At 60.8% G+C, this 11,786-nt stretch carries 10 protein-coding genes; 6 read left to right on the forward strand and 4 right to left on the reverse strand.

From position 1 onward, the window contains the following. The first annotated feature begins 84 nt into the window (after positions 1-84). Positions 85-1,149, forward strand: coding sequence for an NAD-dependent epimerase/dehydratase family protein (locus tag M2281_RS01915; RefSeq protein WP_280819400.1), 1,065 nt, complete (start codon positions 85-87; stop codon positions 1,147-1,149). A 13-nt stretch (positions 1,150-1,162) separates the two neighbouring features. Beyond that, complete coding sequence (locus tag M2281_RS01920) at positions 1,163-2,482, forward strand: DUF4910 domain-containing protein (RefSeq protein WP_280819401.1); 1,320 nt, start codon at positions 1,163-1,165, stop codon at positions 2,480-2,482. On the opposite strand, the gene rfbC is transcribed toward M2281_RS01920, so the two are convergent. Then, positions 2,479-3,021, reverse strand: a complete 543-nt coding sequence (rfbC, locus tag M2281_RS01925) for a dTDP-4-dehydrorhamnose 3,5-epimerase (protein ID WP_280821083.1) — start codon at positions 3,019-3,021, stop codon at positions 2,479-2,481. The two genes, M2281_RS01920 and rfbC, sit on opposite strands and share 4 nt — an antisense overlap. A 344-nt stretch (positions 3,022-3,365) precedes the next feature. Here rfbC and M2281_RS01930 point away from each other — a divergent pair, with 344 nt between their 5' ends. The 3 genes from M2281_RS01930 to M2281_RS01940 are packed head-to-tail and all read left to right on the forward strand — an operon-like array spanning position 3,366 to position 6,129. Next, positions 3,366-4,667: a class I SAM-dependent methyltransferase gene (locus M2281_RS01930; RefSeq protein WP_280821084.1), complete on the forward strand. Its 1,302-nt coding sequence runs from the start codon at positions 3,366-3,368 to the stop codon at positions 4,665-4,667. After that, entirely contained in the window at positions 4,664-5,479 is an 816-nt protein-coding gene (locus M2281_RS01935; RefSeq protein WP_280819402.1) for a sugar phosphate nucleotidyltransferase, read from the forward strand. The genes M2281_RS01930 and M2281_RS01935 overlap by 4 nt, the downstream gene beginning before the upstream one ends. After that, positions 5,476-6,129, forward strand: coding sequence for a PIG-L deacetylase family protein (locus M2281_RS01940; RefSeq protein ID WP_280819403.1), 654 nt, complete (start codon positions 5,476-5,478; stop codon positions 6,127-6,129). The genes M2281_RS01935 and M2281_RS01940 overlap by 4 nt, the downstream gene beginning before the upstream one ends. 24 nt (positions 6,130-6,153) lie before the next feature. Here M2281_RS01940 and M2281_RS01945 read toward each other — a convergent pair whose 3' ends face one another. Continuing rightward, positions 6,154-7,410 carry a polysaccharide pyruvyl transferase family protein gene (locus M2281_RS01945; RefSeq protein WP_280819404.1) on the reverse strand — a complete coding sequence of 419 codons (1,257 nt, stop codon included), beginning with the start codon at positions 7,408-7,410 and terminating at the stop codon, positions 6,154-6,156. Positions 7,411-7,559: 149 nt separating this feature from the next. Further along, the gene (locus tag M2281_RS01950; protein ID WP_280819406.1) at positions 7,560-8,987 is read right to left on the reverse strand and encodes a DUF4214 domain-containing protein; all 1,428 of its coding nucleotides are present in this window, start codon (positions 8,985-8,987) and stop codon (positions 7,560-7,562) included. A gap of 173 nt (positions 8,988-9,160) precedes the next feature. Between M2281_RS01950 and M2281_RS01955 the strand changes: the two genes are divergently transcribed. Then, positions 9,161-10,687, forward strand: coding sequence for an oligosaccharide flippase family protein (locus tag M2281_RS01955; RefSeq protein WP_280819407.1), 1,527 nt, complete (start codon positions 9,161-9,163; stop codon positions 10,685-10,687). A 13-nt stretch (positions 10,688-10,700) separates the two neighbouring features. Here M2281_RS01955 and M2281_RS01960 read toward each other — a convergent pair whose 3' ends face one another. Beyond that, the gene (locus tag M2281_RS01960) at positions 10,701-11,777 is read right to left on the reverse strand and encodes a glycosyltransferase (protein WP_280819409.1); all 1,077 of its coding nucleotides are present in this window, start codon (positions 11,775-11,777) and stop codon (positions 10,701-10,703) included. Positions 11,778-11,786: the final 9 nt, after the last annotated feature.

Below are 11,786 nucleotides of genomic sequence, written 5' to 3' on the forward strand. Positions count from 1 at the left end.
GCGTCACCGATTGGCTTCATCGTCCGCCCTATCGTCACAGGCTAGCCTTCGGGGCACCGCCGAATTTTGCGAAGAGGTTTTGCAATGAAGGTTCTTGTGACAGGTCACCAGGGGTATATCGGTTCGGTCATGGTGCCGATGCTGCTGCGAGCGGGCCATCAGGTGGCCGGCTATGACAGCGATCTCTACCGACGCTGTACATATACGCCCGGCGGGACCCTGGCCGATGTACCGTCGATCAGCAAGGATATTCGCGACGTCGAAGCACCCGATCTCGAAGGCTTCGATGCTGTCATCCATCTGGCCGCCCTGTCGAACGATCCGCTCGGCAATCTCGACTCCGAGCTCACCTACGACATCAATCACCGTGCGAGCGTCAAATTTGCCGTCGCCGCAAAGGCTGCCGGCGTACGCCGCTTTCTCTACGCCTCGTCATGCAGCAACTACGGGCAGGCCGGTGACGGCCTGGTCGACGAGACCGGGGAGTTGAAGCCGGTGACACCTTATGGCTGGTCCAAGGTCATGTCCGAGCGGGACATTTCCAAGCTGGCCGACGACAGCTTCTCGCCGACCTATTTCCGGCCGGCAACGGCCTATGGCCTGTCACCGCGTCAGCGCTTCGACATCGTGCTCAACAATCTGGTGGCCTGGGCGGTTACCGAGGGCGTCATCCTGCTGAAATCCGACGGCAGCCCATGGCGGCCGATCGTCCATATCGAGGACATTTCCCGTGCCTTCATCGCTGGTCTCGAAGCACCGCGCGAACTGGTCCACAACGAGGCCTTCAATGTCGGCCAGACCGGCCACAACTACCGCATCCGCGATATTGCGGCGATCGTCGCCGAAGTTGTTCCCGGCTGCAGGCTGGAATATGCGGCGGACGCCGGCCCGGATACGCGCTCCTACAGCGTAAGCTTCGAGAAGATCGCGCGCGTGCTGCCCGCTTTCAAGCCGCAATGGGATGCCCGTGCAGGCGCAGAGCAGCTCTACGTGGCCTATACCGGCTCGAACCTGACGTTAGCGGAGTTTGAAGGCCCGCGCTTCCAGCGCATTGGGCACATTCGGCACCTGATGAATAACGGCCTGATCGACAAGCAGATGCGGATTTGTGAACCGCAGCCGGCGGACCTCAGCGCTGCGGCCAGCTGATCCGGCGATTTCTATGGATCAGCCGACATCCATCATTGACTCGGCCCCGCACCACGATGCGATGGGCCAGTGGATCTATGAGCTGGCTGCGCGGCTCTATCCGATCTGCCGGAGCATCACTGGCGACGGCGTGCGTCAGACGCTGGAGGTCTTATCCGAAACCATACAGCTCGAACGGCATGAGGTGGCGACGGGCACACAGGCTTTCGACTGGACCATTCCCAGGGAATGGGTCATCCGCAGCGCGACGATTAGGAACGCTGCTGGCGAAAAGGTCGTCGACTTCGCCGACCACAATCTGCATGTGCTGAACTACAGCGCGCCGTTTCGCGGTACGGTCCGGCTGGATGAGCTGAAGCGCCACGTCCACACCTTGCCCGAGCAGCCGGATCTGATCCCCTATCGGACCTCCTACTACAGTGAAAACTGGGGTTTCTGCATGGCGCACAATCGCCTCGCGGAACTGCGCGATGGCGACTATCACGTCGAGATCGACACCGAGTTCAAGGAAGGCTCCCTCACCTATGGCGAGTACCTGCACCGTGGCGAGATGGAGCGGGAATTCCTGCTTTCGGCCCATATCTGCCACCCCTCGCTTGCAAACGACAATTGCTCGGGGCTGGCCCTGCTTGCTTGCCTGGCTGCCGGCCTGAAATCGCGAGAAACGCGTTACAGTTATCGCTTCCTGTTCGCGCCGGGCACGATCGGCTCGCTTGCCTGGCTTTCTCGCAATGAAGACGTCACCGAGCGCATAGACCATGGCCTGGTCGTTTCCTGTGTCGGCGACGGCGGCGGGCCGACCTATAAGCGCAGCCGGCGCGGCAATGCCTTCATCGACCGCGCGATGGCGCATGTGCTTTCTCGTTGCCCGAAACCCGCGACGCTACTGGACTTTTCGCCCTACGGCTACGACGAGCGGCAATTCTGCTCGCCCGGCTTCAACCTGCCGGTCGGGCTATTCCAGCGCAGCGCCTTCGGCGCGTTCCCTGAGTACCACACCTCCGCCGACAATCTCGACTTCATTCGGCCTGAACACTTGGCGGAATCCTATCGCATCGTCACGGAAGTCATCGACATCGTCGAGGGCAATTGGACGCCCCTCAGCCTTTGCCAGAAAGGCGAACCGCAGCTTGGCCGGCGCGGTCTCTATGCGGCGCTGGGCGGCGACAAATCGACCGGTCTCAGCGCGATGAGCTTGCTCTGGGTTCTGAACCTGGCGGACGGCCAGCACTCGCTGCTGGACATGGCCGAGCGCTCGGGCCTTGAATTCAAGGAACTGGCGGGTGCTGCCGAACTGCTGCGCCTGAACGGCCTCCTGGCCGACGTCGGCTAACCCGAGACCACGTCTTGGATGAGCGGCCAGTTGTGGTCCTTCTCCGACATCGCAGTAGGCACCATCGGCCAAGCGATTCCGAAGGCTGGATCGTCATATCTGACGCCGAACGACGCCTGCGGCGTGTAGAACTCGGAGATCAGATATGAGACTACTGTGTCGTCCGTGAGGGTCTGGAACCCATGGGCGAAGCCGGCCGGAACATAGAGCTGACGGCGATTCTCAGGCGTCAGCTCATAGCCGACCCATTTGTAGCGCGATGGGGACGAGGGCCGCATGTCGACGATAACGTCGTAGATCGCGCCTCGGATGCAGGAAACCAGCTTGACCTCGGCATGCGGCGCCAGCTGAAAGTGCATGCCGCGAAGCGTGCCTTTGAACAAATTCTCAGACTGGCTGTTCTGCACGAAGCGGGTTTCCAGACCCCTGTCGCCAAACTCATTGGCGCAGAAAGTGCGCGTGAAGCTGCCGCGCTCATCGACGATGGGCTCCGGTTCGATCAGCCATGCCCCGCTCAGCTTCGTCTCGAGGAACCGCACGCTGCCACCCGCTTCAGCCAACACTGGCCGATTTTTCGCCTCGTAAACGCAGCGGGGAAGACAACCGACCGAATGCAATGGCTTACCCCAATGCCGGATGGTCTTCGGCAGTGCCTACTCATTCGGAATGATGCACCACCACCAGAGCACTGCGCCTAACCTTTTGGACATTGCCCTTTAAGACCTCGGTGCACGATCGGATGACGGCAAGCATCGTAAGGGCAAATCGAGACCGCGGACGCGAGCGCCTAACCTACGATCGGCAAGACAGCATTGCTCACTGCATGGTCCGCACGCCGGCCAGACGATGTGGGCTCATGTCGGAGCGTTGGGGGTTGGAAGAGATGAATTTCCAGACGAAGGAAATAGAGAAATTCCGCACACTCGCCGAGGCACTTCCTGCAACGACCTGCCGGCTTTGTGGCTCGCGCCTTAAGCACACATTCGTAGACCTCGGCATGTCGCCTCCTTGCGAGAGCTTCTTGCAGGCAGAAGATGTCGACCAGATGGAGGCCTATTTTCCACTGAAGGTCATGGTCTGCGACAGCTGCTATCTGGTGCAGTTGAAGGAATATGTGAGCCCCGAGGCGATATTCACCGAATACGCCTATTTCTCCTCGTTCTCGACCAGCTGGGTGGCTCACGCCAAGCGATACTGCGAAGCGATCGCGGACCGCCTTGGGCTCGGCGCGGAAAGTCTCGCCGTCGAGCTTGCCAGCAATGATGGCTATCTGCTGCAGCACTTCCTGCCCATGGGCATTCCGGTGCTCGGCATTGAGCCGGCCGCCAATGTGGCGCGCGCCGCGATCGAAAAGGGCGTTCCCACACGGGTCGATTTCTTCGGGGAGCGGCTTGCACGGGAATTGGTCGCCGAAGGCATTCACGCCGACCTGATCATCGGCAACAATGTGCTGGCCCAGGTGCCGGACCTCAACGACTTCGTCGCCGGCATGAAGATCCTGCTAAAGCAGGGCGGCAGGGTCACGCTCGAGTTTCCCCACGTCGAGAGATTGATCGCCGAAAACCAGTTCGACACGATCTATCATGAGCACTTTTCCTACTTCTCGGCGGTTACGATAGACATCATGGCCCGCCGCCATGGCCTCAAGTTCATCGACGTCGAAGAATTGCCCACCCATGGCGGCTCGTTGCGCGTTTATCTCGCGCATGAGGAGGACGAACGGCCGGTCTCCTTCAACGTCATCGACCTCCTCGCCCGCGAGCGGGCCCATGGGCTGGCCGACATTGCGACCTACGCCTCGTTCGGCGACAAGGCGCAGGAAGCCAAGCGAGACCTGCTGGCCTTCCTGATCGCGGCCAAGCGCGAGGGCAAGCGCATCTGCGGCTATGGCGCGCCGGGCAAAGGCAATACGCTCCTCAACTACTGCGCCATCGGCACCGATTTCCTCGATTTCACCGTCGACCGAAATCCCTACAAGCACGGCCGCTTCACGCCGGGAATGCACATACCGATACTTCCGGTTCCGGCAATCGACGAGGCCAAGCCCGACTACATCCTCGTCCTGCCCTGGAACCTCAAGGATGAGATCATCCGGCAGATGTCCCACGTGGCGGCCTGGCGCGCGAAATTCGTCGTGCCCATCCCCTTTGTCATGATCATCGACCCGGCGGAGTTTTGCAGATGAAAGTCGTCCTGTTCTGTGGCGGGCGCGGCACCCGCATCCGCGAATATTCGGAGGCCGTCCCCAAGCCGATGATCCCGCTCGGCCAGCAACCGATCATGCGCCATGTCATGCAGTGGTACAGCGACTATGGCCACGACGATTTCGTGCTCTGCCTTGGCTACAAGGCCAACGTCATCAAGGATTTCTTCCTCAACTCGCGTCCGCAGACATTTGCGGATTGCGTGGTTTCGGACGGTGGCAGGGACATCCGGCTGCTCGACGAAGCCGTCAGGGACTGGCGAGTAACGCTTCTCGACACCGGCATCTGGCGCAATATCGGCGAGCGCCTATGGGCGGCCCGCCATCAGGTCATGGGCGAGAAGATGTTTCTGGCCAACTATTCCGACGGACTGACGGATGTCGACCTCAACGACATGATCGCCAAATTCGAGGCGTCCGGCATGTATGGTTGTTTCCTGGCCGTGCGCGCTCCCCTCACCTACCATCTGGCGGACATCGCTCAGGACGGCCGCGTGCGCGCTTTCCGGACCACGGATACGTCGGAGATATGGATCAATGGCGGCTACTTCATCTTCCGGCCGGAGATTTTCGACTACATGCGGGAGGGCGAGGAACTGGTGCTCGAGCCGTTCAGCCGCCTGATCGCCGACAACAAGCTGATGGCCTACAAGCATGAAGGGTTCTGGCGGTCCATGGATACGTTGCGCGACTGGCAGTCGCTGGAGGACATGGTCGAGCATGGCGACATGCCCTGGAACGCTGCAATGCGGGCCGAGCGCGCACGACGCAACGTGATCAAGGCCACTTCATGAGAAGCCTTGGCCTCGCGCGGAGCGGCGAACGGCTGTCGGTCCTGTGCCTGGGCGCGCATTCGGACGATATCGAGATCGGCGCCGGCGGCACCATCATCAGCCTCATCGCCAGCGGCGTTCGCCTCGATGTTCACTGGTCCATTCTCAGCGCCGCCGGCCAGCGAGCGTCCGAAGCACGGGCATCAGCCGAGGCGTTCTTGCAGGGCGCCGAGCGCTATTCGATAGAGCTCGGCGAGTTTGAGGACAGCTATTTTCCCGACCAGAGCCGGGCGATCAAGGATTGGCTGATCGGTGTCAGGAGCCGGGTCTCTCCCGATCTTGTTCTCACCCATGCGCGCAATGACGCGCATCAGGATCATCGCGAGATCAACCAGCTGACCTGGAACCTATTTCGCGACCATCTTGTCTTAGAATACGAGATCCCCAAATGGGACGGCGACCTTGGCCAGCCAAACATCTACGTTCCCCTGACAGCCAAGGCCATGGACCGCAAGATCTCGCTGCTACATGAGCATTTCGGCACGCAGCGCTCGAAGGACTGGTTCGATCGCGCGACCTTCGAAGGACTTTCTCGCCTGCGCGGCGTCGAGTGCCGGGCACCGGAGTTTTTTGCCGAAGCCTTCTTCATGCGCAAGGCGCGCCTGCTCTGATTAGTGCCCCCGTGCGGCGCGCGCCTAGAGATATTCCGAAAGCAGAAACTCTTCCTGCCGGCTGAGCTGCCGATCATAATCGGCAACGCGCTGTCGGACGTTTTGCGCAAGAGCGTCGCGGTTCGCGACAACCGTGTCGAAGTGCTCGATCAGCGTCGGGACGCTAAATTGTTCGACGTGCTGGCAATAGTCGCCCAGGCCCATCTCGGCCATCAGCACATCGTTCTTCCTCGCATAGCCGAGCGAGATCGTCGGCTTGCCCATCTTTAGCGCGCAGACGATGTTGTGGAATCGGGTCGCAACGACAATGTCCGTCTGCGACATCTGTTCCATCAGGTGAGTAAGCGAGCAGCATGGCTCGGCAACTATGCTTTCGGCGGCCTGCGGACGTGCTGTTCGAACGCGGGCGAGCAATGCATCCACCGCGGTGCTGTCACCTAGCTCACCAGTGAGCAGACGGACGCCATACCCGTCGTCCAGCAGATGAACCACGAACTCCGACAGCTTCTCAATATACCGGTCGAGTATCTGATCGGCGCCCTCGGCATAGCCGTACCAGCCCCGGTAGGTCATCACGCCAACGCCAACAGTCAGACGGCCGGGATCGGTAGAGGTAGAAGACGAAACAGCCGGCACAGGCAGCTTGAATACAATGTCAGGGTAGATTGGGTCGTCAGTCGTATCGAAGCCGACGCTCTCCATGAAGGCCCTGGACATCTCGTCCCTGTAGGACCGGTAGTGAGCCAGGCCGGCCGCCCACGTCATCAACCAGCGATTGAGACGATGCCTGATCGGCCCTGCCCCGATGCAAACGAACGCTATCTTCGTGCCGGCAAGACGAGCCGCGAGGCACCAGGTCAGGATTTTCAGCGGCATGCCCTGCGGCCGCTCGCCGAAATCGTCGAGGATGCCTGTGCCCGGGATGATCATCAGGTCCGCCTTGCTGATGTGCCGCCAGGCGTGACCGGCATCGCGCAGCTTGCTCAACATCCTTAGGAACTTGCTTTGACTTGGTGGGCCGAGCGGGCGGATCGGCACGGTGTCGATGTTCATCGACCGAGAGACAATCTCGGGCTGGTCGCACACGCAGAACAGTTGGGCGTCCGGGCGTGCACGTCTCAAGAACCCGAGCATCGTCTCCAAGGACCCATCGTTGCCGAGATTGCCGGCGCCGAAAAGCCCGAACAGGGCGATGCGACTGGGTGCTGCCCTGGTCCGCCGCGCGGCCACCTCGGAGCGAGGGGCCGAAGCGAGGTCTGGCAGCAACACGTCGCGCTCCAATGCCGGCGAAACGTCGTTGTTCGCGCTCACTGGCTTTGCTCCTGTTGTCGGTCAATTCGAGGATCCAGTCGTGAGAATAACGGCCCTGGCACGCTGAAGACGGCGAAGGATTTGCGGTGAGCCGGCAAAACATCGTGCCTGCCCCTCGATCAGCCGGGCGGAATAGTGTCCGCGGCTTGCATAACCAAGGTCGCCGCATATTTTCCGGCGAATTCCGAGGAGGTGACGATGCCCCCCGCCACATTGGCGCGCGTCATCGAACCGTCCCGCAGTTGCCTCGAGTAGCTCTCCAGTCCTTGGCCATCCGCCGGGCGGTCGAGCAGCCAGCGAAACAGGAAATTGACATAGTCGCGATCGGTCATGCCGAAATCGGCGGAGGCCAAGCTGAAATCTTCGGAGCGAAGCATCGAGATGAGCAAGCCGTTGAAAGTATGCTCTCCGCGCTCGATCTCGCTGGCGCGGCGCGCGACTTCTTCCGCCGAGCCCTGACGACCGAGCACCAGGCAATAGGCAAAAGCGGCCTGCCGTACTTCAAGCGGCTCGTCCTTGCTCGTCGCATTGAGATCGCATTCGCGCTGAGGAAAAGCCGACTGCACCTTTCCGCGTATCAGATTCCTTGCGGCGAAATAGGCCGGTTTTGGTTCTCCCGGCGTCCAACCCTTGGCCTTGCTGCCGGTCAATCGAACGAGCCCCATATAAGCCTCGAAATCCGGGGCCCAATATGTCTCGTCCATAAGCTCGTAGATGTGGGCGGCCTCGACATTGTATTTCGCCTGAAGCTCGCGCAGCTGTTTCATGGTCTCGATCAGGCCCTCGACCTGCTGCTCTTCGCCATGCTGGCTTCCGTAGGGATTATTGAATTCGGTGACCCAGATCGGGTGGCCGTAGCGGACGATTTCCTTGAAAGCCCATTCGGGATCCTGGCCATACATGTGCCAGACGGAGATGTCCCACTCGATGCCGTCCTGCTGCATCCGCTCGAATGCGCCGATGTGACCCCAGCCGGCCGTGCCCATTGCCCTGCGCGCTGCCGGATCGGCTTGCTTCATGCCTACCGACAGACCCTTGAGGACCGCGCTGGCCTTTTTCCACCGCGGGCCGAAGTAGTCCAGCGGCCCGTCGCCACCAGCAGGCCCCCATTCGCAAGAATATTTTTGGCCATTGTCGCGCATCTCGCAGGGCTGGATGATCGCGTAGTTCTCCATCTCGTTGCCGAGTTCCCAGACGCCGATTTGTCCCTTGAAGCGGCTCCCCAGCATGAAGGCCAGCTTTCGAGCCTTCTCGTACAGCGCGTCAGTGTCTTCCTTGTCCAGATCCATGCCAGGCGTGACGACGGGAAGAATTTCGACGCCGCGCTTCTTTCCTTCCCTCACCAGTGCCGCCAGGGCATCGATGGCACTCGGGCCGGAGATGTTGACCCGATAGGACTTCATTCCGAGGTCCTTCACATAGTCGAGCTGGCGTTCGATGCTGATGACCCCGGAATAGGCATTGAACGGATGGCCATTTGCCCCCCACAGCAGTTCAGCTGAGGCGGCGGTGGCCAGTCCCAGAAGAACACCTATGGCTAGTGTCAATTGCCTGATCACCAAGAAACGCATTCCTTTTTTGCCAGGACAGAAAGTCTAGCCGCCGGTGTTCGGGCCGCAACGCACCCTTATTGGGGACGACCGGGGGCGCTTACCCCTTATGGCGGTAGCCACCCACCTTATAGCGGGCATGACGCGCCGCAGCTTTCCGAAAACAATCCATGGCCCGGCAGGACGCAGTGTCCGGCCGCTGGCTGCGCATGGGATCATGGTGGATGGCGGGCATCAGACGCGTACTCTTGCTCAGCACGAGCGATCGCTATGTCGCGCTCATCCTCAATTTCCTTACCGTCGCAGTGGTTTCGCGCATCCTGACGCCGTCGGAAATCGGCATCTCGGTGGTCGGGATGGCGATTGTCGGCTTTGCGTCGTCGGCCCGCGAGTTCGCCAGCACTTCTTTCCTCATCCAGCATCGTGAACTCGCCCGCGAAGATATTCAGAGTGCCTTCACGGTCATGCTTGGCTTTACGCTGGTGATCGTCGGCGGGCTTGCGGTCTTTGCCCGCCCCTTGGCGTCAGCCTTCGGCCAGGCCGGCCTGGTGCCCTACCTGCGGATCATATCGCTTTGCATGCTGATCGACGTCTTCCCGACGCTGATAGTCGCACTGCTGCGCCGTGAGATGGCCTTCGGCAAGGTGGCGATCATCAACATGGGCGGAGCGATCGTGACGTCGGTCACGACGATTATCCTTGCCCGGCAGGGTTTCAGCTACATGAGTTTTGCCGGCGCCGGTCTGGCCAATGCCTGCCTCACGGCCCTTCTGGCGATCGCAATATACTCGCGCCTTTCCATCTTCAGGCCCACGCTTCGGCATTGGAGGCGCATGGTCGCGTTTGGCGGCTACAACGGACTGACCGCCTTTATGTTCAAGGCTTACGAAATGGTGCCCTACCTGCTGCTCGGAAACATTCTTGCGCCGCACGCGGCGGCTTTGTTCAGCCGCGCCACGATGATTTGCCAGATTCCCGACCGGCTCGTGCTGAGTGGCACAATACCGGCCATCTTGCCGATCTTCTCGGCATCGGTACGCGAGGGCCAGGACCTCAAGAAGCCATATCTGAACGCATTGGAAATAGTCACAGCCCTCCAATGGCCGGCACTGTTGGCAATTGCCCTCCTTGCAGATCCGGTGGTCGGGCTGGTCCTCGGAGGCCAGTGGCAGGACACCGTTCCGTTGGTACGGATCATCGCAATCGCGTCGCTCTTCAGTTTCTCCGCTGAAATCGGCTACCCGGTGATGGTTTCCTTGGGGGCGATAAGGGACGTATGCATCAGGGCGCTCATCGCCTATCCGGCCTCCTTGGCTATCCTGCTGGTCGCGACCGCTGTCGGCGGCTTGCACGCGGCGGCCTGGAGCATGCTGATCATCACTCCGCTCCAGGCATACCTGTCCCTGACATTCCTGCGCCGCCGTCTCGGTCTGCGGTGGCGAGAGCTTTTTGCGGCCGTAGGGCGAAGTGCTCTGGTGGCGGTAGCAAGCGCCACCTGTCCGGCTTTGGTGCTCGTCTTGTCGGACCTAAGCTCTGCGCCTTCCATCCTGCAGGTCGCCGTCTCGGGAATCTTCGCAGCTGCCGGCTGGCTGCTCGCCCTGCGCGCAACCCGCCATCCGCTTCTCCAGGAAGTCGGCCATGCCTACGCGGCTATTCGCCGGATGGTCAGACTGGCCCCGACGCAGCCGGCCGAGTAGCGTATCAACTGTTTCAAGCGACCTGTTTGGATATGAGAAGATCCCGCCACTGCCCGATGAACCTTTCCTTCGTCGCGCCGACGGCCATCTGACGAAGCGCCAGACTGGTCTGCATCTTCTCGGCCCCGCTTCGCACCAAAGCCCGACGCATCCCGTCGGTGATCGACCGGTGATCGTGCGGGGAAACCTCCATGCAGACGCCACTTACGGCTTCCACCAGCGCACTGTCGGCCGAAACGATTGGCAGCAATCCCATATAGGCAGCCTCGAGGGCAGGCATGCCGAAGCCTTCGAGGAGACTAGGCAGGACGAACGCCTCTGCATGCCCGTAGAGCCAGCGCAGTTGCGCGTCGGGCACGTAGTTCAGCATGAACACTCCCGGCTCGTTCGCCGCCAGGGCCGAGATCTCCTCGTGGCCGGCTCCCCTCGCACCACAAAGCACATAGGCGATGCCCTGATCCCAAAAACGGCCATCGCGAAACGCCTTCAAGGCAGCGACCTGGTTCTTGCGAGTTTCGAGCGCTCCTACCGTGAGGAAAAACGGGCGCCCCTCAAGCGCAGGCACGGCTTCGGCGTGACCGTTGAACAGTTCGGTCCGCACATAGAGCGGTATCGTGGTCAGCTGTCGAAAGTCCGTCCCAAAAATCGAGCCGAAGCATGCCCGCGACCAATCGCTTACAAAGACCATGCCGGGTTTCGCGCGAGCAATCTTGTCATAGGCGAGACGGTAGTTCTCGACCGTCCGCGGGTCATATAGCTCGCTGTGCGTCAAAGGCCCCACGTCATGACACAACACGATGTCCCTGCTCGCCAGCCGGGACCGCAGGACATAGAGCGGATCGAGAAAGACTAGAAAGCCGCCGGCGTCCGCCTTGCTACCGATCAGGAAGCGGTCGCTGTTCCCCAGCAAGCCGATTTCCAGCATCATCAACCGCGCTATAATCTTGCGGAACAAGCCTTCGGGAGCATGGGACCCCAAGCGCCAGTATCTGACATCGGCATGAACTGGAACGAACTCGCAGCAGATATCCCTGGCGAGATAGTAGGCGCCGGTACGGTTCACGATCGATAGAGAGTTGTCGAGAAGCAACGCACTCAA

It is taken from the genome of Pseudaminobacter soli (ex Li et al. 2025) (assembly GCF_029892515.1).
GTDB classification, from domain to species: domain Bacteria; phylum Pseudomonadota; class Alphaproteobacteria; order Rhizobiales; family Rhizobiaceae; genus Pseudaminobacter; species Pseudaminobacter soli_A.